General features: G+C 40.2%; 18 protein-coding genes and 3 pseudogenes. 19 read left to right on the top strand and 2 right to left on the bottom strand.

What is annotated here, in order from left to right; translation table 11 throughout:
- The first annotated feature begins 391 nt into the window (after nucleotides 1–391).
- From PARA125_RS05630 to PARA125_RS05555, 16 genes are all read left to right on the top strand, one after another.
- The gene (locus PARA125_RS05630; protein WP_213157746.1) at nucleotides 392–1,501 is read left to right on the top strand and encodes a UDP-N-acetylglucosamine--N-acetylmuramyl-(pentapeptide) pyrophosphoryl-undecaprenol N-acetylglucosamine transferase; all 1,110 of its coding nucleotides are present in this window, start codon (nucleotides 392–394) and stop codon (nucleotides 1,499–1,501) included.
- The gene (gene murC / locus PARA125_RS05625) at nucleotides 1,498–3,876 is read left to right on the top strand and encodes a UDP-N-acetylmuramate--L-alanine ligase (protein WP_213157745.1); all 2,379 of its coding nucleotides are present in this window, start codon (nucleotides 1,498–1,500) and stop codon (nucleotides 3,874–3,876) included. Before PARA125_RS05630 ends, murC begins: the two co-directional genes overlap by 4 nt.
- A gap of 15 nt (nucleotides 3,877–3,891) precedes the next feature.
- Nucleotides 3,892–4,650: a glycosyltransferase family A protein gene (locus PARA125_RS05620; RefSeq protein ID WP_213157744.1), complete on the top strand. Its 759-nt coding sequence runs from the start codon at nucleotides 3,892–3,894 to the stop codon at nucleotides 4,648–4,650.
- Entirely contained in the window at nucleotides 4,647–5,552 is a 906-nt protein-coding gene (locus tag PARA125_RS05615) for a cell division protein FtsQ/DivIB (protein ID WP_249274217.1), read from the top strand. Before PARA125_RS05620 ends, PARA125_RS05615 begins: the two co-directional genes overlap by 4 nt.
- A gap of 13 nt (nucleotides 5,553–5,565) precedes the next feature.
- Entirely contained in the window at nucleotides 5,566–5,889 is a 324-nt protein-coding gene (gene cutA / locus PARA125_RS05610; RefSeq protein ID WP_213157743.1) for a divalent-cation tolerance protein CutA, read from the top strand.
- A gap of 343 nt (nucleotides 5,890–6,232) precedes the next feature.
- Complete coding sequence (locus PARA125_RS05605) at nucleotides 6,233–6,463, top strand: KH domain-containing protein (protein ID WP_213157742.1); 231 nt, start codon at nucleotides 6,233–6,235, stop codon at nucleotides 6,461–6,463.
- Nucleotides 6,464–6,587: 124 nt separating this feature from the next.
- Nucleotides 6,588–6,974 carry a single-stranded DNA-binding protein gene (locus PARA125_RS05600; protein WP_213157741.1) on the top strand — a complete coding sequence of 129 codons (387 nt, stop codon included), beginning with the start codon at nucleotides 6,588–6,590 and terminating at the stop codon, nucleotides 6,972–6,974.
- A 27-nt stretch (nucleotides 6,975–7,001) separates the two neighbouring features.
- Complete coding sequence (locus PARA125_RS05595; RefSeq protein ID WP_213157740.1) at nucleotides 7,002–7,358, top strand: STAS domain-containing protein; 357 nt, start codon at nucleotides 7,002–7,004, stop codon at nucleotides 7,356–7,358.
- Nucleotides 7,359–7,469: 111 nt separating this feature from the next.
- Nucleotides 7,470–8,501 (top strand): tRNA (adenosine(37)-N6)-dimethylallyltransferase MiaA, encoded by a 1,032-nt coding sequence (gene miaA, locus PARA125_RS05590; RefSeq protein ID WP_349305682.1) that lies wholly within the window; start codon nucleotides 7,470–7,472, stop codon nucleotides 8,499–8,501.
- Nucleotides 8,498–9,031: an NADPH-dependent FMN reductase gene (locus PARA125_RS05585; RefSeq protein WP_213157739.1), complete on the top strand. Its 534-nt coding sequence runs from the start codon at nucleotides 8,498–8,500 to the stop codon at nucleotides 9,029–9,031. The genes miaA and PARA125_RS05585 overlap by 4 nt, the downstream gene beginning before the upstream one ends.
- Before the next feature lie 236 nt (nucleotides 9,032–9,267).
- The gene (locus PARA125_RS05580) at nucleotides 9,268–11,028 is read left to right on the top strand and encodes a coiled-coil domain-containing protein (RefSeq protein WP_213157738.1); all 1,761 of its coding nucleotides are present in this window, start codon (nucleotides 9,268–9,270) and stop codon (nucleotides 11,026–11,028) included.
- 101 nt (nucleotides 11,029–11,129) lie between these two features.
- The gene (locus PARA125_RS05575; RefSeq protein ID WP_213157737.1) at nucleotides 11,130–11,786 is read left to right on the top strand and encodes an HAD family hydrolase; all 657 of its coding nucleotides are present in this window, start codon (nucleotides 11,130–11,132) and stop codon (nucleotides 11,784–11,786) included.
- Between the two features lie 194 nt (nucleotides 11,787–11,980).
- Nucleotides 11,981–12,601, top strand: a complete 621-nt coding sequence (gene nadD, locus PARA125_RS05570) for a nicotinate-nucleotide adenylyltransferase (RefSeq protein ID WP_213157736.1) — start codon at nucleotides 11,981–11,983, stop codon at nucleotides 12,599–12,601.
- 43 nt (nucleotides 12,602–12,644) lie between these two features.
- Nucleotides 12,645–13,097, top strand: coding sequence for a ribosome silencing factor (gene rsfS, locus PARA125_RS05565; RefSeq protein ID WP_249274216.1), 453 nt, complete (start codon nucleotides 12,645–12,647; stop codon nucleotides 13,095–13,097).
- A 14-nt stretch (nucleotides 13,098–13,111) separates the two neighbouring features.
- Complete coding sequence (fabF, locus tag PARA125_RS05560; RefSeq protein ID WP_213157735.1) at nucleotides 13,112–14,371, top strand: beta-ketoacyl-ACP synthase II; 1,260 nt, start codon at nucleotides 13,112–13,114, stop codon at nucleotides 14,369–14,371.
- Nucleotides 14,364–14,792, top strand: coding sequence for a bis(5'-nucleosyl)-tetraphosphatase (locus PARA125_RS05555; RefSeq protein WP_213157734.1), 429 nt, complete (start codon nucleotides 14,364–14,366; stop codon nucleotides 14,790–14,792). The genes fabF and PARA125_RS05555 overlap by 8 nt, the downstream gene beginning before the upstream one ends.
- Before the next feature lie 347 nt (nucleotides 14,793–15,139).
- On the opposite strand, the pseudogene PARA125_RS05550 reads toward PARA125_RS05555, so the two are convergent.
- Nucleotides 15,140–15,544: pseudogene (locus PARA125_RS05550) on the bottom strand (IS256 family transposase); the annotation flags it as partial.
- A 501-nt stretch (nucleotides 15,545–16,045) separates the two neighbouring features.
- Here PARA125_RS05550 and PARA125_RS05545 point away from each other — a divergent pair.
- The 3 genes and pseudogenes from PARA125_RS05545 to PARA125_RS05535 all read left to right on the top strand — a co-directional run.
- Nucleotides 16,046–16,351: pseudogene (locus tag PARA125_RS05545) on the top strand (transposase); the annotation flags it as partial.
- 315 nt (nucleotides 16,352–16,666) lie between these two features.
- Entirely contained in the window at nucleotides 16,667–18,742 is a 2,076-nt protein-coding gene (locus PARA125_RS05540; RefSeq protein WP_213157731.1) for a hypothetical protein, read from the top strand.
- Nucleotides 18,739–21,486, top strand: a complete 2,748-nt coding sequence (locus tag PARA125_RS05535) for an NACHT domain-containing protein (protein ID WP_213157730.1) — start codon at nucleotides 18,739–18,741, stop codon at nucleotides 21,484–21,486. The genes PARA125_RS05540 and PARA125_RS05535 overlap by 4 nt, the downstream gene beginning before the upstream one ends.
- A gap of 364 nt (nucleotides 21,487–21,850) precedes the next feature.
- Here the strand turns inward: PARA125_RS05535 and PARA125_RS05530 are convergent.
- Nucleotides 21,851–22,661: pseudogene (locus tag PARA125_RS05530) on the bottom strand (IS5 family transposase).
- Nucleotides 22,662–23,456: the final 795 nt, after the last annotated feature.

Raw genomic sequence — 23,456 nt, 5'->3', positions numbered from 1 at the left:
TTTTACAAGTGATCAGGGAAGCAAGCCTTAATCAATTAATCTCAAAAAAAATTAAAAGGATTTTTTAGCTACGCAACTTCCAGTAGCAAATTTAAATAAAGTTCTCCTAGCGTTTTGAGAACTATTCCGGAAGTTTTAACCTTACGCGGTTGGAATTGTAGGGATCCCTCCTGCAACAGCTCTTTTCATTTTAGTCGGGTTTTGGTGACATTTAAGTAAATAGCTTTCGAGAAAAAATCTTATAAGGATAAAAATTTATTTAGGCGTGTAAATCGGATTTGAGTTCCCTAACAATCCTGCGGGAATTGACTCAGGATATTTTTATCTATAATGCAACTAGATTTAGAATTGTTAATGCGTTATGTTAATGCCCTCATTACAGGAGGGCCAGGTGGAAAAGCGCATTGTGATTACGACAGGGGGAACTGGGGGGCATATTTATCCTGCTATTGCTTTAGCAGAAAAACTGCAGGCGTTTTGCCCCCAAATACGCTCTTATTTTGTCGGGGGGAAACTCGCCACAAATCCCTATTTCTTGAAAGATTCCTTTCCTTTTAAAGAGGTTCCCTGCGGAATGTGGAGTAGAAAAGGGGGAATTTGCTCTATTTTGCGAGAAATGCGAGGGATTTATGGCGGAATTAAAGAAAGCTACCAGTTTTTAAAACAGTATCAACCGCAATTAGTGGTAGGTTTTGGCAGTTACTATACTTTTCCTGTCTTATGCGCCGCTAGATTAGCGGGAATCCCCTATGTTTTACATGAAGCCAATGCGATCCCTGGCAAAGTCATTAAGTTGTTTTCTGGTAAAGCTCTCTTTACAGGGATCCATTTTTCGGCAGCTAGGCAATATTTAAAAGGGAAAATTCTCGAGATTGCTTTACCAATTAGAAAAGATTTCATTAAACACCACCTTTCACAGCAAGAGGCGAGAGCACTTGCTGGATTGCATCCCCATAAAAAGACCTGCCTTATCTTTGGTGGTTCACAAGGGGCGTCTATCCTCAATGACACTGTATTAAACACCTTAGAAATTCTCAATAAAAACGACATCCAATTTTGGCATATCACAGGAAATTTAGAAGCCGCTGAAAAAGCTCAGCAAGCGTATAAGCAAAAGCAAATCCAAGCCTACGTCACTTCTTTCGAAACGCGTATGGATGTAGCGTGGAGTGCCGCCGACTTTGCTTTAACGCGTGCGGGAGCGGGGACGATAGCTGAAGCGATGTCGTATGAAGTTCCCTTAATCCTTATTCCTTTTCCCCAAGCAGCCGACCAGCACCAAGATAAAAACGCAGATTTTGTAGTGGAAGTGATAAAAGGAGGAGCAAAAATTCAGCAGTTAGATTTAAATTATGTAAAATTAGGCACGCTATTCAATACATTAACGCAAAATGGTGGATTGCAGACTTGGAAAGAAAATCTCAGATGCTATCGTCAATTCGATCGGTCCAAAGAATTGCATCATGTCATTATAGACTACCTTGAGGGAAAAGAAAGATGAAATCCTATCACTTTATTGGCATCGGTGGCATAGGAATGAGCGGCTTAGCCAGAATTCTCATGAGCCAAAATATTCCTGTCAGTGGAAGCGATTTAGCTGAAAACGCTACAACCCGCGCTTTAAAAGAGGCTGGAGCTACCCTTTTTATTGGGCATTCAGCTACGTATATTCAACCTCATATGCATATTGTTTATACGAGCGACATTAAGGAATCCAATCCGGAATTTATGGCAGCCAAGCAACTTCAGTGCCCCTTGCTGCATCGTTCAGAGCTTTTGGCGTTGCTGATGCAAAATCAAAAAACTCTCGCCGTTACCGGCACGCATGGCAAAACAACCACGTCTAGCCTTTTAGCTTGGGTCCTTCAAGCAATGGGGCAAGATCCCTCATTTGCTGTAGGAGGGATCATTGCCCAACTCAATACAAATGCTCGTCATGGGAAAGGGGAGTATTTTGTGGCAGAAGCGGATGAAAGTGACGGCTCTTTTTTGCGTTATTCTCCGTATGGGGGGATTATCACTAATATTGATTTAGATCACATGAATTATTATCAGACTGAAGAGGCACTTGAGCAAGCTTTTTTAACTTTTGCTAAAAAAGTTAAATCAAGTGATCACCTTTTTTGGTGTGGGGATGATTCCCGCTTACAAAAGCTTTCCCTAAAAGGGATTTCCTATGGATTTAATCCTGATTGTCAGCTGCGCATCTTGCGCTTCACTCAAAAAGGATGGAAAGCATTTTTTGACATGGAATACCAAGGGGAGTGCTATCATGACATTGAGATTGCCCAAATTGGCTCTTATAATGTTTTAAATAGTGCGGCTGTTTTTGGCTTGGCCTTAAGCTTAGGTTTAGACGAGCAAGAGATCCGAAAAGCTTTGGCAATTTTTCCGGGCGTAGGGAGAAGGTGCACAAAACGGGGACAAAAGCAGAAAATTTTATTTATCGATGACTATGCCCACCACCCTCGGGAAATTGAAGTGACCTTAAGAGCAATCAGAGAAGCAATTGGGGAAAAAAGATTGATTGTTCTCTTTCAACCTCATCGCTATTCCCGCACAAAAGATTGCCTAGGGACTTACCAAACAATTTTTAACTCAGTTGATATTGTCTACGTCACAGACATTTATGCCGCAGGAGAACAAGAGATTCCGGGCATCTCGGCGCAGAAAATTTTAGAGGAGATTTGCCAAAACAAAAATTTAGAATGTTGCTATGCTCCCCGCACAGAAATTGGGAAAAAAGTTTATCCGCGCCTCTTCCCCCATGATGTGGTGGTGACTTTAGGAGCAGGGGACATTCACGCGGTTATCCCCGAGTTACTTCAAGAAATGGATACCAATCCTCCAAAATTGCATGTGGGCATGGTATATGGAGGAAAATCGGCCGAGCATGAGGTTTCGCTAAACTCGGCTCGCTATATTCGGCGGGCGCTCTCTCAAGATTTATATGAGGTCTCCGAATTCTTGATTACGCCAGAAGGGCAATGGTTGACGAAAAATCAAGAAGCTAAGGGGACTCCTTTAATCTCTTCAGAGGTTTTTGAGCAAATACAAGCTTGCGATATTTTTTTTCCCATTTTACATGGAACGTTTGGGGAGGATGGGACCATTCAAGGGTTTTTTGAAATTTTAGGAAAGCCCTATATTGGGTGTGATCACCAAAGCTCTGCCATCTGCATGGATAAAGAGGTGACTAAACGCCTCATGCAAAGAGAGGGAATTCCAACTGCTCCTTTTATTGCTTTTACAGAAACCGATTGGGCCCATCGCTCCGATGAAATTATTCAAGAAATCCAACACCACTTAACCTTTCCACTTTTTGTAAAACCTGTTCATTTAGGCTCAAGCTTTGGAGTGCAAAAAGTGACCGCTTGGGAGGAATTAAAGAGGGCCATTCTGCATGCTTTTGAGCTTGATTCTGTCATTTTAGTGGAAAAGGAGATTGTAGGGCGAGAGATTGAATTTGCTATTTTAGGAAATGAGCAGATCACAGTGCTTCCCCCCGGAGAAATTTTTTCCGAGGGGAAAATGTATGATTATATAGGAAAATATTCAAGCGATAAAGCCACCCCTTCAGCGGCCAGGGCTGCTCTTCCTGAAAAATGGATAGAAGAAGGAAAGTTGCTTGCTCTCAAAGCTTATCGAGCTGCAACTTGCAAAGGGCTGGCTCGTATCGATTTTTTTCTTGATCAATCGGGAACTTTTTGGTTTAACGAAATTAATCCCCTTCCAGGATTTACTCCGTTGAGCCTCTATCCCCAAATCTGTGAGGCAAATGGATTTTCTAGCGAAGAGTTGATTGATCGCTTACTCATCTTGGGTTTACAGCGCACAAGGCTAAAAGAGAAAAAAGCTTATAGACAATTTGCTTAAATACTGGTGACACATATGATGAAACGTTTTAAAGTAGTCGTCCCTTCTTTTAATAGCGTAGATTTTATTGGAAAAACGCTCGGCTCGATCGAGTCACAAACCTACAAAAATTTTGATGTATGCGTCATTGATGATGGGTCAACTTTGCCTAAACAAAGAGAAATTATCCAGGACTTTTGCCAAAGAAATCGGTGGAATTCCATTTTCCATAAGAAGAATGAAGGCGCTCTTTTTGGACTCGTAGGAGCGATTAAAAGCCTGCAATGTGAAGATGACGATGTGATCGTTGTCATAGATGGGGATGACTGGCTTGCCCATGATAAAGCCTTTGAAAAAATTCACCAAATATACGCGGAGCATGACGTGTATTTAACCTGGGGACAATGTGAAATTTATCCTCCTGGAAAAACGCCTATGAAATACGCTCAGCCAATTCCCGATATGATTCTTGAGCAAAAACTGTATCGCGATATTCCTTTTGTCTTTTGGCACCCCGGAACTTTTAAATATTATTTATGGAAGCATATCCAAGATACCGATTTAAGGGACGCGGATGGAAACTATTTTCGAATCATGAAAGATAAAGCAACTCTTTACCCGATGCTCGAAATGGCTGGAAACAAAATTAAATTTATCGATGAAACGCTTTATACCTACAATCTTTCAAATCCCTTAAATGATTATGCCACAACTCCCTTGGAAGAGGTGGAACGGGTTAACCAACTTCTTAAGCAAAGGCCGCGGTATGCAACCTTGGATTTTAGTCAACGATGAAGCCAACCTATTCGCCGCCTAAAATTCCCCTTAGCCAAGCGATTGTTTGGATTCTTTTGTCCACGGTTCTCGTTTCAGGTTCCGTAGGCATGGGGATTTTATATTATTTGCATCTGCGCGACCTGCGCACCCGCGATGATCAATACAACATCTCTGCAATCGTTCAAACAACTTCGCATACAGATGCTTTAAAAACCGTATTTTTAGCGGAGCTATTAGATCTCTCTATTGACCGTCCAACCAACCTTTACCGATTCAACATCGAAGAAGCCAAGCGCAAACTTCAAGCATGTTCGCTTATAAAAAAAGCTGAAATCAAAAAAATTAAGCCTAGCGCTATTTGGATAGATTATTCGATGAGGCAGCCTATTGCTTTTTTAGGCGACTTCACCAATACAGCCCTCGACGAAAATGGCTTTCTTTTCCCTTTTAAGCCTTTTTTTACTCCGAAAAAACTGCCCGAAATATTTTTAGGAAATTTAAAAGAGTTTCAAAAAGTTTGGGGAAGTCGCCTTAAAGGGGAACATATAAAATTGGCCTTGTCTCTCTTTAATCTAGTGACTAAAAAATGTTGCTCTGAAAGTATGTTCATTAGAAAAATTGATGTGTCCAAAGCTTATGCTCAAAGTCATGGGCAAAGACAAATCGTGTTAGTATTTGAAGAGTTATTAGAAAGAAAAATAAATGGGAAATGGACTTTATGTGTCTTTCCCCGACTTGTGCGTTTAAATACAGAGCAATTTCATCAAGGATTAGCTAATTATTTAGCTTTACGTGCTTTTTTAAACAAGCAAGCCGGCCAACTTTCTGTAACAGAAGAAATGAATCAGGTGCGAGGAAATGAGGTGATGGTCGATCTTCGGATCCCTCATTTAGCTTACATCCAGCTTGTTACATCTTGATCTGGAGGGATAGATGACAACATTTATCGAAGTACACTGGACGAGTGGGAGCATTGAGGAAGCTCGCCAGGTTTCCCGTTATTTAGTGCAAGAACAGCTTGTTGCTTGCGCCCAAATCATTCCCTCAATTGAATCTTTTTATATGTGGAATAACCAACTGGAAACAGCTCTGGAAAGCAAGGTGGTTTTTAAGACAAGATTGGAAAAATTTGAAAAAATTAAAGAAGCTATCCTAAAAAATTGCAGTTATCAAATTCCCGAAATAACCTATCAAGTCATTCAAGATGGCAATAGGGAGTATTTAGAATGGTTAAAGACAAGTATTCCAGATTTTTAATCGACCTCTATTAAAAGTCTAGTTAAACCTAAGGGGAATGATGGGGGCAAATACCCCAAAGCATGTTAGGAAACGCTTCACAGATTCACAAGTTTTTATTAAGATTGCTTGCTTTCTTTAAGGCTTGCTATTAGGTTGCGAACCACTTATTTTTTTGGTTTTTTTTTCGGTAGCTTTTTTAACTAGACTTCAAGTATCCGAACTCGTTAATCTTGTTGTGTTTAGCCTAGATGTAGACCTGTAAAGAAAAGTAAAGTCTTATCGAAATCTAAATGAGTAAAGTTTCTTACGCTTACTTCAAACTGACATTAACATTTTCTGAAACCTCAGACCGAGTAAAGACATGAAAGAATTTATAGAATATTTAGTTAAAAATCTCGTCGAAGATCCTCAATCCGTCATAGTGAATTGCTATGAAGGTGAATCGGGGATCGTTGTAGAAATTCGCGTTAACCAAGCAGATATTGGCAAGGTTGTTGGCCGCAAAGGAATGACAATCAAAGCCTTAAGAACAATTGCCTCTATGGTTTGCGCCCGTCTCGGGTTAAAAGTTCGCTTGGAATTAATGGAATAGGCTTTCCCTTTGAAAATATTTAGTGCGCCCTCTTCTTTGCTGTTGTCTAAAATTTTAATTTTGCTATGGTGGAGATAGTAGGCAAAAAACAGATTATTCATATTTAAGTTAGGAAAAGTCTGATATGGTCGCGCTAAATAAAGTGTTAATTGCAGGGCGTCTCACCCGCAAGCCTGAATTGCGAAAGACTCCGAATGGAGTTTCTGTTACAGATCTTTTGTTAGCATTAAACCGTGAATTTGTAAGCTTTAATGGCGAAAAGCAACACGAGGTTTGTTTTGTCGACGTTGTCGTATGGGGCAAACAAGCAGAGCATTGTGTCAATTCTCTGTCATGTTCCTCTTCTGTGCTGATTGAGGGGCGTCTACAGCTCGATGTCTGGCATGCCAAAGATGGCGATAAACGTTGTAAACTTCGTGTTGCTGCCGAAAGAGTTCAATTTTTAGATAAAAAAAGCCACCAAGATGGGCCTGAAGGTAAAATATCTGAATTGGCAGAGCTTTCTTCTTAATGGGATGATTTCAAATCAGGATGCTTTATGGCGTTGATGGGAGGCTTTATTGAAATTAGCGAAGAACAAGAACAGGGGATCCTTATTTTTCATCTTAAAGGAAGGCTAGATCCCATTTCATCCGTAAAGGCGGAGGAAAAAATTTTAGAAAAGATTAAGGAGGGATCCTCTAAGCTTTTAATGGATTTTTCCCAAGTGACTTATTTAAGCAGTGCAGGCATGCGCATGCTTTTGTCTACTTCCAAAAAATTGAAGGCCTTATCAGGAAAACTTGTGCTATGCTGCGTAACATCTAATGTCATGGATGTTTTGAAAATGTCCGGATTTGACCATATCTTTGTAATCGCTACCTCTAAAGAACAAGCTTTATCTATTCTTCACTAACCATTCTATCCTTTGGCAAAAACAAGCGAGACTGGTATGCTGTTTTTCTTGCTAAAGGTAGTGGATCACATAAAAGACATTCCCTAAAAATGGAGAACAAAAGGGCTGGTTGTGAATGGCGTGATAGAAAGAGAAGAAGTTGAGCGCATTGTCCTTAATTTTGCGATTGAGGCTCAAAAACAAATTCCGATAAACCTGCAAAAACCTAGAAAGCGGGTCATTGTCATTTCTGGCCCCACCGGATGCGGTAAAACCGCCTTCTCTTTAAAACTCGCGAAAGAAATTGGAGGGGAAATTATCTCTGCTGATTCTATGCAAATTTACCGAGGAATGGATATTGGTACAGCTAAAGCGACGTTAAAAGAAAGGGAATTAATTCCTCACCACCTTTTAGATATCCGCGATATCTCCGAAAATTATAGCGTGGTGGATTTCTATTATGAAGCAAGGCAGTGTTGTGAAGAGATCCATAAGCGGGGAAATGTCCCTATTGTAACGGGAGGATCAGGTTTTTATTTACACTCTTTTTTGTATGGCCCTCCTAGTGGGCCTCCCTCTTTGCCTGAACTGCGAAAGACGCTGGAAGCTGAGCTTGAGGAAAAGGGAGCCGAGTTTTTATATGAAAAATTGATGCAGCTCGATGTGCAATATGCGCGCAGCATTACTAAACATGACAAACAAAAAATTGTTCGCGCGCTAGAAATTTTAACTTTAACGGGTAAAAAAGTCAGCCACCTTTCTTGGAAAGGAAGGCACAAGCCAAGGAATTATGATTTTCGTTGCTGGTTTCTTTATCGTCCCAAAGAGCATTTATACCGGCGTATTGAACATCGTTGCGAAAAAATGATCGAGGACGGGCTGCTCGAAGAAGTGGAAAGGTTAGAAAAAAAGGGGTTGCTTCAAAATTCTTCGGCTTCGCAAGCGATTGGGTATCGGCAAGCTTTGGATTATCTTCGCACGCCCCGCACAAAAGAGGATTTTCAAAAATTTTTAGAGGAATTTAAAAAATCTTCCCGCCGATACGCAAAAAGACAGTTTACGTGGTTTCGACAAGAACCCTTATTCCAATGGTTGGATTTGGACCTCCATGATTTAGAAGTCGCAGGGGAAATGGTACGAAGGGACTATGAGATGGGAATATGAAAATTATGGGGATCTCTGGAAGCTTAAGGGCTCATTCAAAAACTAGTTTAGTTTTAAAAATAGCCCTGGAAAAAACTAAAAACTGGGGTGGTATTCCGCAATTAATAGAATTGCGTCACTTAAACCTTCCTTTTTGTCAGGGTGAAAAAGAATATGAAAACTATCCGGATGTGGCAGCATTGCGCAAGAGTTTTAAAACTGCTGATGGAATTATTTTAGCAACCCCCGAATACCATGGTAGCATAAGTGGGGCGTTGAAAAATGCCCTTGATTTACTGCATGAAAACGATATGGAAGGAAAAGTGGTGGCTTTAATTAGTGTTTTAGGGGGCGAAATGAGTACAAACGCGCTGCAAACGATGCGCATGATCTGTCGCCATTTACATGCTTGGGTGATTCCTGACCAGCTAGCCATCCCTTATTCTTTTCAAGCATTTGATGCCCAAGGAAATTTACTCGACGTTGATATGGAAGCAAGAATTGAAAGGCTAGTTCAAAATTTTGTCAAAGCCATTCAAAAGTTACGCTAAAATTATTTTATTGAAGCAAAAAATAATCTTTTATATAAATGGTTTTTATTTCTTCCTGAATTGGTTCAGACATTTTCTTTACCTAAAAATAAGGATCTTCTATGATTTAGCCTGAAACCGGCCTACTGCGTAGTTTTGCAGGGTTTTTTTGGGTCAGGGGGCAATTGTTGGCAACTTCTAAAAAAGAGTTGTCAACCTTGAAGCGGAAAGTTTCCGCAAAATTGTGGTAATAATTAATGTCCAACAATAAAGATATCTCCATGAGCCATTTTGAAAGTACAAATTTACGCGAAGAAGATCCCGAAAATAGTCGTGAGCACTCACAGGATCTTGATGGTCATCAAGAGACCGAATATTTAAATACAAGCGAACAGCGTCCATCAAACGAACAACACGCATCAAGTGACCCGCAAGAACATGACCTTGAATCTTCTCACGAAGAAAGCGTAAGAAAGCCTTCTCCAGCGCTAGAGGCCTTTCAAGCTGAACTTACTAATTTTCCAGACGGAGAAGGAAAGTTGCAGCATGCTATTTCTCGCATGGAAAACGCTTTAGCTCAATCTGGGAATCCAGATTTTCGTACTTTTTGGGAGATTCGAAAAGTTTGCTTAGATTTGTTTAAAGAAAACTCCACCTCTCCATTGCGTTCTCTTCTTTGGAATAAGTATACAGAGCTATCGAAAGAAGCCCGTCGCTTAAAGGATATTTTGGATGAACAGAGTGCTTTTGCAGCTGAGCAAATTGAAATAGCTATTCAAGGTATTGAAAAAGAGATTGTTGAGTTTGAGCAGGCCCTAAATCAACTTCCTCTTCCGCAATTTTCCCTGGGAAATTCTCTTTTTCAAGAAAAGCAATCTTTCTATCAACAGATTCAACGAGAGTTGAATTTGTTAAATGCCCAAGCTGCTAGAATTAATGCGCTTCGAAAAGAGCTGATTAAAACTGAAATGCGTGTCCGGCAGAAAAACAAATTTTTTCAGCGCCTATCGCAGGCCGGAGACAGCGTCTTTCCTCGGCGCAAAAACCTCATTAAAGAAGTAAGCGATCATTTTCTAGAAGATGTAAATGCTTTCATTGAAGGGCGTTTTAAAGAAGAAATTCAGGAAAACTTACTTTTTAATCTGCGTGAAGATATTAAACTTTTACAAGGATTTGCAAAAGTTTTAACGCTTAATACTTATGCGTTTACGACTAGCCGAACACGCTTAAGTGCTTGCTGGGATGAAATCAAGCAGCTTGAAAAAGAACGGAAAAAAGAACGTTCTCAGCAAAGGGAAACTTTTAAGCAAAATACCGAAAGCGTTTTAGCTAAGATTCAAGACTTGGATCAGGCTTTTCAAAATGGAATCTCTCCTGCAGATGCGCAGCATGGCCTAGATGAGATTGCGCAATATATGCGCAGCATTGAATTAGGGAGACAAGAAGTCAAAACCTTGCGCGATGAACTCCAACTTGTTCGCAAGAAAATTCTTGAGAAACAAAAAGCCGAAGAGGATGAACGCCTAAATCGTTTAAAGGAAAAAGATCGTCAAAAACGAGATGCCTTGAATTTATTAAAAGGGGAAATCGAAAATTTGATGAAAACTTATTCGACTCAAAGTGTTCAAGAAATCGAGGCTGAACGCGAGGCTCTTTTACTAAAAATTACAGAGTTAAATCCTTCGAAATTGGAAAAGCAAGAGCTTGAACGTTTACTTAAACCTCTGCGCGATTACGTCGCCGAAATGCGAGAGAACGCGCTTCTCGCTTTGTCAGAAAATGACAAGCAAGCCATGCAGCAGCTTAAAGAAGTCCTTAAGCAAAAGCAGGAACGTAGGCAAGAAATTAAAGCTCAGCTTGAAGTCTTGCGCAAAGCAAGCAATGCTTCTGGATTCGACATTGAACAATCTATGAACGTAAATACTCGTCTAAATACGGAAAAAGAACGCCTTGAGAAAATCAATGCAGGAATTGCAGAGATTGAAGGAAAGATTGTCGAATTAAAGAAAAAGATATAATCTTTTTCTAACTGCCCCTCAGCTTCGCCTAATCTTCTGAGGGGCCTAGCACGGGCATTATCAATTTCAAAGATTTGCCAAGTGGATGGATCATCCCTTTTATGCTAAAAACGCCTACTCATCTCACTGTTTTTGATCTCGATCACACCCTTCTGTTGCAAAATAGTAGCCTAAAGCTAGGCATCTATTTATATCAAACGGGGAAACTCACGTGGTATAAAATGTGTCTTCTAATTGCATGCTATGGATTGCACAAAATAGGGGTTGTTTCTTTTCGCAGATTGCATCTGCTTTGCCTAAAGATTTATTTTCAATTTATCGCTTTTTCCGAGCTAGAAACCTGGATAGAAGAATTTTTAGATAGCCAGTTTGAAAAAATGATTAACCCTCTTGTGGTTTCAAAGCTAGGGGAGGCCCAGCAATTGAATCATTATACGATCCTTTTATCGACCTCTCCCGCTTTTTTAGTTAAACATTTCGCTAAACGGTTCCAGGTTGATTATTGGAAGGGGACTTCCTATATAGTAGAAAATGACAAGCTTATAGGAGTGGCCTCGGTTTTAGGGGGGCAGGATAAAGCCACCTATGTGGCTTCATTTTTAAAGGAAAAAGGAATTCCCCTCCACCACTCTACTGCTTATACCGATCATATTGCAGATCTCCCTTTGCTCCAAACTGTGGGAAATGCCGTGGTGGTCAATCCAAGTAAAAAGTTGCGCCGCTTATGCCTGCAAAACAATTGGACGGTATTAAACTAAGGGGTGCTTTTGTTAGCTGAAAGAATTTAGGGCCCTTTACTTATCCTTATTTTATCTGCTTCTCAAAATTAAACCGGGTTTTGCAGCGAAAAGGGGTTTCGGGGTGAGAAAACTTCGGGAGGGTAGGAAGATTTTAGCCCTTGGCAAGCATGCGCTTTTATCTAAAAATTAAAAATTAGTTTACGGTTTAGAGAATGAAAGATAAAATTGGGATTTATGGGGGAACCTTCGATCCTATCCATTTTGGGCACCTCAATCTGGCGATTCAGCTGAAAGAGAAGCACGCTTTGAAAGAAGTATGGTTTTGTCCGGCAAGAGTCAGTCCACACAAACTAGACAAGCAAGCTGCTGCTGATAGCCGCCACCGGCTAGAAATGGTTGCAACCGCGCTCGTTCCTGTTCCAGAATTCAAATTGCTATATATAGAAACTCAAAGAGAAGGGCCTTCTTACACGGTCGATACCTTGCGTTTTTTATATGAACAAGAAATCAAAAGAGCGCTTCCCCGTCAACTGCATTTGTTAATGGGGGATGATCAGCTTGCAGCCTTTTTGAAATGGAAGGAACCGGAGCAAATTGTCCAATTAGCTCCACCTTTGATTGGTTGTCGCCAAGAAAATTGTCGATGGGAAGCGGGAGAGGATCCGATCAGCCAAGCTATTTTAAGGGGAATGACTGTTACTTCTATTATGGAGATCTCCAGTACAGAAATTCGGCACAGGATCGCTAAGGGCCTTTACTGCGGTCATTGGGTTCCCGAAAAAGTACTAGATTATATACAGAAACATCGGCTATACTCTAAAGATATTTATTAGTCTGTATTTTAAGTGATCTCATTTCTTTTCCGTGGTGTTTATTTTGACATGTGAAACATTCCAAAGAGAGGATTTAAAAAATCAGTTAACAACCTTCTCAAGCTTAGGGGCTAAAAAAAACAAGATGAATGGTTCGAATGAAAGGATTCTGAATGTTATTGCACAAGCTATATTCGATAAAAAAGGCAGCAATATTGTAGCGTTAGACGTGAGAGGCGTCTCTACTTTGACAGATTATATGGTGATTGCAGAAGGAACTGTCGATCGTCACGTTTCTTCGATTGCTTCGGCTATTCTTGAGGCAGTCAAACCCTTAGGCATCACTCCTTTGCATATTGAAGGGAAGGACGGAGATTGGGTGATTATCGATTTGGGGGATATTTTTATCCATTTACTTGTGCCTGAACTTCGGGAAAAGTATGCTTTGGAAAGCTTATTTTCTGAGGCACAAATTGTGGACCTTGTGATTGATGCTAGTCGCAAAATATCCGGATGAAGAGGTGAAGCACGATGAATAAAAAACGAATTGTGGTAACTGGAATGGGGATTATTTCATGCTTAGGACATGAAGTTGATCTCTTTTATCAAAATCTCTTGCTGGGTAAAAGTGGCATTGCGCCCATTACCGGTTTTCCGTGTGAAGAATACCCCACACGCTTTGCTGGGGAGATTAAAGAGTTTGATCCGGGCGAATACATTGATAAAAAACAAGCAAGGCGCATCGATAAATTTATCGCCTATACCATAGTGGCCGGTAAAAAGGCTTTAGAATTAGCGGGACTAAGTGGGGAAAAACAGGAAAGATTAGATAAAGAGCGCTGCGGAATTATCATTGGTTCTGGGATGGGCGGCATGGAAGTTTTTGTGGATGGGGTCCAAAACCTTTTTGAAAAAGGCTACAAAAAAGTCTCCCCCTTTTTTGTCCCTTATATCATTACCAATATGGGAGGAGGGCTTTTAGCTAAAGAGCTTGGCTTTATGGGACCTAACTATTCCATTTCCACCGCCTGTGCGACAGGAAACCACTCTATCATCGCTGCAGCTTCTCATATTCGCAGCGGAGAAGTAGATCTCATGCTTTGTGGAGGAGCAGAAGCCACCGTTTTGCCTATAGGAATAGCGGGATTTTGCGCTTGCAAAGCTCTATCTGAGCGAAACGAGGATCCCACGAAAGCTTCTCGCCCGTGGGATAAAGATCGCGATGGGTTTGTTTTAGGAGAAGGAGCAGGTGTCCTTGTTTTAGAAAGCCTCGAACATGCCTTAGCCCGAGGAGCTCCGATTTATGCGGAGTATCTAGGTGGATCCTCTTCCTGCGATGCCCACCATATTACAGAGCCTAGAGCTGACGGTAAAGGGGTGGCCGTATGTATTAAGAAAGCCTTAAAAGATGCAGAAGTGTTAGCCGAGGATATCAACTATGTGAATGCCCATGCCACTTCTACTCCTGCAGGGGACATGGCGGAAGTGAATGCTTTGAAGCAAGTCCTTCCCCATCCTTCAAAAGTGGTCATGAATGCGACAAAGTCTTTGATTGGACATTGCCTAGGGGCAGCAGGGGGAGTAGAAGCGATTGTAACTGTGAAAGCTATCGCAGAAGGGAAAGTTCACCCCACGCTCAATCTAGAAAATCCAGAGCCTGGCTTGGACTTTTATGTTCCCAAAACAGCGGAAGAACTCTCTATTAAAGTTGCTCTTTCTAATTCGTTCGGATTCGGAGGGCATAACGCTACTCTCGTCTTTGGACCTTATCACTCGAACGCCCATGGTTGATTCAATCCAATATGATGTAAGTTACGGCATAATTCCCCTGCAGCAAAAGAAGGGGGAGTGGTATGTCTTTCTCATACAAATGCCTGCAGGTTATTGGAGTTTTCCTAAAGGGCATCCCAATCCGGGAGAAACTGAGCTTCAGGCAGCCAAACGGGAGCTTTTTGAAGAAACGGGATTATCAGTTTCTACAGTTCTCTTTCCGCAGTCTTTTGAAGAGCGTTATGAATTTCAACGAGCAGGGCAGAGAATCCGAAAAAGCGTTTACTACTTTGTAGCAGAAGTAACAGGGCAAATTGCTTTGCAATCCACTGAAATACAAAATGGAAAGTGGGTTCTGCTATCAAAAGCAAGTCAATATGTCACCTTCTCAGAAGGGAAAGCCCTGTGCCAACAAATCCTTCAGCTAATGTCAGCGCGATGAGAATAACGATGACATGGGCTGACTTTTCCTGACATCGCAGATTTTAAAAGAATTTGAAAGATCGGAAGGCGCCTTAATCTATTATTAAGGGGACAGCCTAGGTTAATTTTAGCTCGAATCACGATTTAGGCCTTTCTACTCATTCAACTGCCATTCAAAAATCCCCATTATTTTTTGGAAACATACGGAGCGGGCGCTACAGCTTTCAGAATAATGTGCCATCAGCAAATAGAAAAAAAAGCTTGCGAAGCTTATAGGAAAAGAAGACATTAAAAAGTTTTAAGTTGCGGCTAGAGCTTTTGGGAGGAGATAGACACTATGGAGGTAAAACACCCCTTTTAGTGAAGGGCGCCTTCTGATTCACCAATCCCAAGTCCTAAAATATCTTTTTTCCCTTCAAGGTTTATTCCTAGGCAGATATAAGCCGCTTTTGAGACAACTTTGCCTCCTTCTTTCACTTTATAGTGAATGGCGTCAAAAAATACGATGGGATAAACCGCCTGCAAAGGTCTAGCCTGCCATTCAATTGCTACTTCAATGACTTTTTCTGTAATATTGGATATCATGGCAGCAGACATATCCGCTCTATACAATTCTTGCACATGAGATTGAATATCCCTTACCGTCATGCCCTTAGCATACATGGAAATAATTTTATCATCAAATGAGCTTATACTCCTCCGGCGCTTTTTTATTGCCATAGGCTCAAATTCTGAATTGCGGTCTCTGGGGACCTCTAATTCAATTTCACCATTAGAAAGCTTCCAACAACTAGACAAAAACAAAGCTGTTGGGGTAGATGGCGTAGATAAAGCGAGTTGAGCTAAGAACCTTATACGAGATCGAAAACCATGAAAGCGAAAATAAACAAAGTCACAGAAGGGTTTAAACAAACTAGAAATAAAATGCCCCTTAAAGAGATATGGAAAATTTAGAGCCAAATTGAGAGGAGATATCCAATATTATGGCATCTCACACAATTGAGGCCAAATAGGAAAATTTTTACGCGAGGCAACAAAGATCGCGTTCAAATGGCTGAATAGGCGCAGCTAGCACAAAAGCTTTACATGGGAGAAATTTAAGCTATTCATTAAGCTATACCCTCTCCCTCAAGCAAGGATAGCGCACCAATTATTTTAAATGCCAGAAATGTGTGAAAGATATTATCTTGAGCCCAATGCCTTAATAGGGCACATCTGGGCCTAACGAGGGGGGGGGAGCTTCAAGTGATCGACTCCTCTACTCTCTTCTCCTACCTTTCCTCAGAATTATTTAAGAAAATGATGGAAAAAGAAGCGCAACTTATCACCAAGATAAAAACAAACATGCGAAATAAACTTATGCCTTTAATGGATAAGCTTTTGCTGAGAAAAAGAGGGATTATTGAAACGATTATAGATCAGCTTAAGAATATCTCGCAGATTGAGCACACCAGGCATAGAAGTCCAGCTAATTTTATAGTCAATTTATTAGCAGGTCTTATTGCTTATACCCTTCGCCTTAAGAAGCCTTCTTTGCATTTGAGAGAAAATGTTCTTAAGTTTCTGGTAACAAATTAGTTAAAAATCGAACTGACGTTATATTAAATTTGTGTTTCTAAATAAATATTGAAGAAAAATATTGAAATTTCTAAAAATTCAGGTTCTTCGGAGATTGCGTGGTGAATAAATTTTTGAAGGCTGAAAATAATTAAAATAATGGATTGTTTTTTTAAATTATTTTTTCACTATGCAAATCTTCGAAGAACCAAAATTTATTTGCTTAAAGCAACATTGCAACGTACTTAAGATGCAAGCAGTCTTGCAGAAAGAACAAACTGAAATAAAAGTTTTGAGCCTACGTCCATTAATCTTATCAAGAAGGAGAAAACTCTTATGAGTTATCAAGTTGCACCAACTCCCAATCTTCATTCGGAAAACATCTTTCAGGGTAGCCCCATTCTTGGCCGTCAAGAGGCCCAATCGAGACTCCGGAATTTAATCCCTGGCGCTGAAGAACACCTTAAACTGCAAGCAGCTCTTATAAAGACAGCCGGCATTGTAGAAATCAGCTTATCCAACATGAACTACAAAGTCGATACGTGCCCTAAGAACCATTTGGTCGTAGGTGGGTTTGGATCGGCAGAGCATGTTGCCATTGGGGAAGCCGTTCAACTAAAGGGATTACCAAAGGATGTACCGCTTCTCATCAAAGGCGTTACTCCCCTTCGATTTCAACACATTGTTGCTTTAGCTGGAGACTTTTATGGTGTCGCCGGTCAGGCAATTTCGTTACCGGGAGGAACAGATGAAGAAAAAACAGAACGTTTTATAAAAGCTTTCGATACTCTTGCCCAAGCAAGCAATGATGAGATACGAAAAATCCTGCTAGAAATCGATCAGGAGTGCACAGCCGTCACACACTCGAGCTTGCCCCATCATTGTTATAGTAACCAAATGATCGAGAAAAACAACGCTATCAAAAAGATCAAAAACGACATCGATGAACTGTTAATCGATAATAGCGATCACTTTTCCTCAAATGCCCGGGATGCTTATCGTATCGGGCACGCTCTTGCATTAAAAGAGGCAAGGGATGCGGGTGAAAGGCAAGACATAGAGGGATTCAAACGAGCCTATGCACTAGATGCCTTTGCCTGTCATTTTTTAACCGATTTGTTTGCCTCAGGCCATATCCGTAATCAGCGAGGAGAGTTAGAGGTTTTTCTCATATCTCAGCTAAAATTTTCAAAAGATATGGCAAAAAAACTAGCTGGGATACTAACGGGAGCTCAACACGAAAAAGATGGCCATGAAGGATTAAACGTTGTTAATCAAAGAGGTGATCAATGGAGAGCCTATGGAGATGGCAACTTTTTTTCGCCTAAAAATGTAGAAAATAAAGAAAAAGTCATCACTGCTACTCAACAATCTGTCGATGAAATATATGCTGCCTATCTTCAACCTGACTCCTCAGTGCCGAGTCGTGTCGATGAACTCATCCCTTATGCAGCTCCTTTTAATCCTCCCCCCCTCTACTCAATTGAAGGAACAGTGCTGTTTTTACATAAAGGAAGTGATAAAATCGAGATTAAGACGCGGAAGGACTATCTCTATAAAGGTTTAGGCGAAGCAGCGTTGGGCTATTTGCCAGAAAATTATATCAACGGTTTTGTAAAAGGTTTTATCACGAGTCATATCGCTCTATTTGGTATTAAAACTCCCCCTGTTTTCAACAAAGTCATCATTCCTCAAATTCAGCGTCTAACAGGATCGGCCTGGAGTATAGTAGGGATCGCTACATATCATCAAATTCAACAACAAAGCGAGCAGCTGGATGCAAAAGTAGATGAGCTAGCAGATACCGTTAAAGCAACGTATGACAATAGTGTGAAAATCCTGGAACAACTGCACAAGTTTAATGCCCAACTCTCATGGACTTCCTTATTTCAAGAGATAAAAGATTCTATCGCCAGCATCCAAGATATTAGACATCAGCATAAGCTCTATAAAGCTACCCTGACCGAAAGTCAACTTGATGAAGCAGAAAAGAAACTTTGGAAAGCACATATCAGAATATCGCGTGTTTTTTCTGAGCCTAATGCGGATGGCATGAAGCTACTCTCAGCTTACGAAACAATGCTCCAAGAAACATCATTGATGGGTGCTTTTGAAATTAAAATTGCCGTCACACTTTGGTTTAGACAAATGTTGGATTACCAGGTGCAAGCGTTTTGCATATATGGGATCTTACAGGCCAGGAAAAACGGAGACATGGAAAGCCAGTCTCTATTACCGTCTCAAGTATCGGCATTTGAGGCAAGCCTATCCAGGCAAATCGAGGCTAGCAAAGACCATATTGACGAAGGATTAATCTATGAACATCCAAGCTATATCACCTTGCAACTTGAAAAGAGTAAGACAAAGCGTGTGGCGGCTAATCAATTCAACCCAAAAGGAAAATCAGTATGAATAAGGTGACTCACTATAATATAAGAATGCACGATAATGGCTATTGCAGCCAAATGCGAACATCTGTCCCTCCTATTCGAATAATAGAACAAGGAGTGGAAGCCATTGAGAAGATTTTAGCAAAAGGGCTCCTTTGTCGACACGATGTGGAAGAGATCAACCAAATTTATCAGGCTGTAGATCTCTTAGAGAGGCAAATTGAACAGATACCTGAGCGGAATAGCCACCATGCCCTCCAAAAAATTATAGGAAAAGTTAAAAAGATTGTTTCTAATAAAACAATTAGCACGCAGGATTTGATTTCACTCTACCACTTACAACACTTTTCAGATTCAGAGTGGCAAATCGATCAGTATTTTAAAAGCGTACAGCGTAACGTTAGATCCGATTCCTTTCAAGCTATTGCCGAGGAGCTTCCCTATTGCTTTTCCCCAGATCAGTTCGATGAAGATGTGGAATTTTTGATAGGGCCCAACCGTACTGAAAAAGTGAACAAAATCTTGCAACGAAAGAAAAAGAAACTTCAAGATTACGAGCAGCTAAAGAGAGTGATCGCACAAAGAAAATCTGATTTAGAAGAGCTCAGAAAATGCGATCCTTTGTCATATCCAGCTTATTTGGATGAACTACTCGACAACGGCTACATTCACCTCTACGATCATCTCCTTCAAATGAGAGCTCTTTTCAGTCGTAACGAACGACGATCTAAAATTGAAGAAATCCCCTTTTCTCTCTTATCCCATATCGTCTTGGAAACTCGAGAAGCAATCATTCAAAAAGTCGTAAAATCTATTCCTGCGGATCGCTCTCGTATTTTATTCCTATTAGGCCACTCAGGAGCCGGCAAGTCGACCACGTTATGTTTCCTAAGAGGAGACCCGATGATATTAAAAGGTGTCCACTACGAATCACAAAGTGATCGGCAACAGATTATTGGATTTTCTGGAGCAGCCTCATGTACATTTCTCCCAACCATTGAAATCGTCCAAGATTGGGCCATCATTGATTTTCCCGGTTTTGACGATACTAATGGGTCTCTCATCTCTTTAGGGATGGAGTGTGCTCTAAAAGCGCTGATCACAAAATACAATCCTCAAGTATTGGTCCTCGAGGCGATCACAAATAATGAAGGCAGGCTTGCAGCCGTAAATCAACTAAGGTCTCGTCTGGAGCGTTTACTCAAGAATAACAGCGACTGTCTATTAGGAATCACAAAATACTCCAAAGATCCTGATTTTATTCAAATTCAAGCAATAGAGAAGAAACAGAAGAAAAAGTTATTAAAACCCACTCCAGAAGAGATTGCACTTCGTGCATCCATCGAAACACTTGCCGCTCTGGATATGCCGGAATTACAACCTAAGATAGAGAAAATGCAGCAACAACTTGCTAAGATGCAGCAAGAGAAAGAGCAAAGACAACAGATGGAATTGCCTGACACGGACCCCAAAACAGATAGTCGCAATAGACTCCAAAAGAAAGAAGAGGAACTATTAAAGGAAATTGGCTTAGAAAAGATCATCCGATTTGATAAACTAGAAGATACGAGTCATTTATCCTCATGCTTTGCAGCCTTTTCTGAGAACTTGAAAAGGGGACCGATCTATGTGTGTTCTCAGCAACGCTTAGATCCTGATGATGAAAGACTATTAGAAGATCGGTTTAAGGACAACCTGCAGCAAGAGATGGAAAATCTAAAAGATTACAACATAAAGTTTGAAAATCTTAAAGTTTTTGTACGAAGTGTGCTAGAGACTAGCTTAATTAATACCACCTTTTCCCAGTCGAATCCGGAAATCGGACAGTTTTTACACTTGCCAGAAATCGATCCTCGTCTTGTTCGCAACTATGACAAGGGAATTTTAGGTAGTTGTATCAAAAAGTACATCAGCTCCATCATTAGTACCCTCAATATCTCTTTTATCAACAAAGTATTAAAAGAGGTAGAAGTCAAGGTCCCTAAAAAAACAGTTGCAAAGCTCAATCAAAAAGCAGTTCGGCTTCGAGACTACGTGATGGGCTTATTGGGATCCCTTCCGGAAGATCCACAAAAAGCGGAAGAGAGATGGGCTCATCTCCAGAAAGATCATCAATCAGCGATAGATTCAATAGAAGAGAAATTTAAATTACCACCTTGGGCAACAGTCCTCCTTACTATTCCAGTCGGGATACCGTACGGTATTTACACATTAGTCAAACGGAGTAAACTGAGAGAAGAAGAGCAGAAAAAGATCGGAGAAGTGATTGATCTTTGCTGTGATGAGTTAGATCAAATATACAATGCGCTAGTGAAGCTAAAAGACCTAGAAAAAATCAGTGAAAAACAAGAGGTAATTGACGATGTATTTTATTCTGGGGAGAGTTTTTTCGAGTCGACAGATGATTTCATAGCATCTATACAAAATAAGATTCAAAAAATTAGAGACATCTACGGCGGTAAAGATTGGGACGAACGTATTGGCATTATGAAAAAAAAGCTTGATTTTTCTGTTATAGGCGATCTCGTTGATTTCCTAAGCTGGTTGTTCTTCGATAAGAATATAAGTTCCTCTGTGCCGGGGGCACGGTATCATCCATTGTTAAGAATAAGGGCCCGATTTAATATGGGACCCTACATGCCAATGCAGCAAGTACTATCCAGAGTTTCAACCGATTTAGACATAGATTTAAAAAAATCCTTATTCCGAGCAATGTTAGGAGCTGCTGTATTATCTGGCCGAGAAGCCTTATTCCAAAACGCTTGAAGGATATTTTCTTAAAAGTTTGATTTCAATTAGGTAAGGGATTATTTTGCAAAAGTTTGAAAAATAACTTATCATAGTTTTTTGTATACTATGTAGTCGATGCTGAATTAAGAAAAAAAGTAACAAAATATCAAAGCCAAAGGATCAAAGCAAAAATCCTTTGGCTTATTTCTTATCATTTTTTTGTAAAAATAAATTTAGAATAGGATCTTTTTCTATTTTTTGGCAGGTTAGAGTACTCAATTAAAAAATCTTGATTGTGCCAACTAATACGCCTTTCCTTGCATAACTAAGGAGATATTATCAAATGTTGTGGATGAGCGTTTCCCAATTTCTTGAAATTTATTAAATCTCTTGCATAACCTTAATTTTGTAACTCCCAATTATAGATTCCTGCGATCAAGTTAAATCGTAGGCAAAATCTTTTTCGTCGATTTTGATAGCGATCAGCAATGATTTTGAAACGCTTAAGCATGCCAATCACATTCTCATTCAACACGCGTTCACTAGCCAATTTTTGGTTGTTTTTCTTGTCTGCTTTGCTTAAGGGAGCTTTTTTCAGTTTTCTTCTTATAGGCAATTCGCTACGCGCTTGAATCTTTTGAAGCCCTTGATAGCCAGTATCTGTGAGCATTTTAATCCCTGGATGCATGCGTATTTTGGACTCCTTAAACAGCCGAAAATCATATTTTTCCCATTAGAAAAGGCCGTGCAGATAATTTTTTGACTCTTTTTATTCATCACCACCTGACTTTTTATGGTATGCTTTTTCTTTTTCCGGAGTAGTAATGCCTTTATTTTTTTTGGGGCGTTCGATAGGCGTTTCTGGCATCCATAAGCACTATCTCTTACTCAATATCACTCTTTAAGAGCTCTTTACGACCAGGTAAAGCAAAATCAGCGTGCTTAATGAGAGTATCTTCAATCCAACGAATGTTGCAATAGCAGGCACTTTCTGAAACTCCATAAGAGGCTGCTACATGGAAATAAGCGGATATTCTCGCATATATTCAAGGGCCACCAGTAGCCGATCCTCCAATCTCAAGATGGTTCGGTTTACCGCCCCGAGCTTTCTTCTTTGCTTCAGCTTCATTTAAAATACCTATCATCTTTTCAAAGGTTTGCTTTTTCACTCCTGTTAACCGATGAAATTCCTCGTCCTTGAATTCTTTCAACCTTTCTTACTTCATAGTAAAAATCTCCCTAAAATTTTTACTATTTTATCCAAAATGATAAGCTATGCAAGAGATCTAGTTAATACGGTGGAATCTAGAAAGAAGATGCCTTCACATCTTCTTTGACGTTCTTGGGTAAAACAAAACATCGGGAAAAAAGCTTCTGAAGTTAGTTGCACAAAGCGCGAATATCCAACAAGCTTTGGGAACAAATGCTTTAAAGTGACTTTTAAGTGACTGAGATAAAAATTTTTAAAGGTTCTGTAATTAGAACGATGAAATAACAACAGGATGGTTAATACTTCGCTAAGAGAGATTCTAAAAGTTCTTTTCCGAATTTTTTGCTTAGTGTACTGAATGCATTTTTGAGCGCACATTTTTTGAAATCTTTGGCAGAAATCATCCAGCAGACAAAACAATTCGATAATCGCCAGCTCATCCATTTTTAGGCCTTTTTTTGTTAGGGTTGTTCTGAGAAAAACAAAATTCCTAACAGAAATAAGGCCCTTTTTCAATAAATCTATCTCCTAAAATATAGCGGAAGGCTGGCTTGCGTTAAATTGGCGTTAACTCACCCTTCTGCCTTGCATTTTTTCCGCCATCTCCAAAAGACTGGGGCTTCAACCTCTTTCTCAAGTAAACAGCCTTCTCCTTCTGCCTTGCAACAAGCCATTCGGGCCTTTGGAATCAAGAAAGCCCTATTGGTGTTACAGTTTCATACAAGGTTGCTTTTGAGATTATCCAAAAATAGATTTTTTTGAAGCCTTTTCTCTCGTTTAGTCGCGCATGCAAAAA

The organism is Parachlamydia sp. AcF125 (assembly GCF_018342475.1).
In the GTDB taxonomy this organism is placed as follows: domain Bacteria; phylum Chlamydiota; class Chlamydiia; order Chlamydiales; family Parachlamydiaceae; genus Parachlamydia.
The sequence above is the reverse complement of the archived record's forward strand: the minus strand, read 5'-3'. Positions and strand labels throughout refer to the sequence as shown.

Coding starts and splice junctions, on each gene's coding strand:
- murC (WP_213157745.1), top strand. CDS start 1,498: ATGAAATCCTATCACTTTATTGGCATCGGTGGCATAGGAATGAGCGGC.
- PARA125_RS05620 (WP_213157744.1), top strand. CDS start 3,892: ATGATGAAACGTTTTAAAGTAGTCGTCCCTTCTTTTAATAGCGTAGAT.
- PARA125_RS05615 (WP_249274217.1), top strand. CDS start 4,647: ATGAAGCCAACCTATTCGCCGCCTAAAATTCCCCTTAGCCAAGCGATT.
- cutA (WP_213157743.1), top strand. CDS start 5,566: ATGACAACATTTATCGAAGTACACTGGACGAGTGGGAGCATTGAGGAA.
- PARA125_RS05605 (WP_213157742.1), top strand. CDS start 6,233: ATGAAAGAATTTATAGAATATTTAGTTAAAAATCTCGTCGAAGATCCT.
- PARA125_RS05600 (WP_213157741.1), top strand. CDS start 6,588: ATGGTCGCGCTAAATAAAGTGTTAATTGCAGGGCGTCTCACCCGCAAG.
- PARA125_RS05595 (WP_213157740.1), top strand. CDS start 7,002: ATGGCGTTGATGGGAGGCTTTATTGAAATTAGCGAAGAACAAGAACAG.
- PARA125_RS05585 (WP_213157739.1), top strand. CDS start 8,498: ATGAAAATTATGGGGATCTCTGGAAGCTTAAGGGCTCATTCAAAAACT.
- PARA125_RS05580 (WP_213157738.1), top strand. CDS start 9,268: ATGTCCAACAATAAAGATATCTCCATGAGCCATTTTGAAAGTACAAAT.
- PARA125_RS05575 (WP_213157737.1), top strand. CDS start 11,130: ATGCTAAAAACGCCTACTCATCTCACTGTTTTTGATCTCGATCACACC.
- nadD (WP_213157736.1), top strand. CDS start 11,981: ATGAAAGATAAAATTGGGATTTATGGGGGAACCTTCGATCCTATCCAT.
- fabF (WP_213157735.1), top strand. CDS start 13,112: ATGAATAAAAAACGAATTGTGGTAACTGGAATGGGGATTATTTCATGC.
- PARA125_RS05555 (WP_213157734.1), top strand. CDS start 14,364: ATGGTTGATTCAATCCAATATGATGTAAGTTACGGCATAATTCCCCTG.
- PARA125_RS05540 (WP_213157731.1), top strand. CDS start 16,667: ATGAGTTATCAAGTTGCACCAACTCCCAATCTTCATTCGGAAAACATC.
- PARA125_RS05535 (WP_213157730.1), top strand. CDS start 18,739: ATGAATAAGGTGACTCACTATAATATAAGAATGCACGATAATGGCTAT.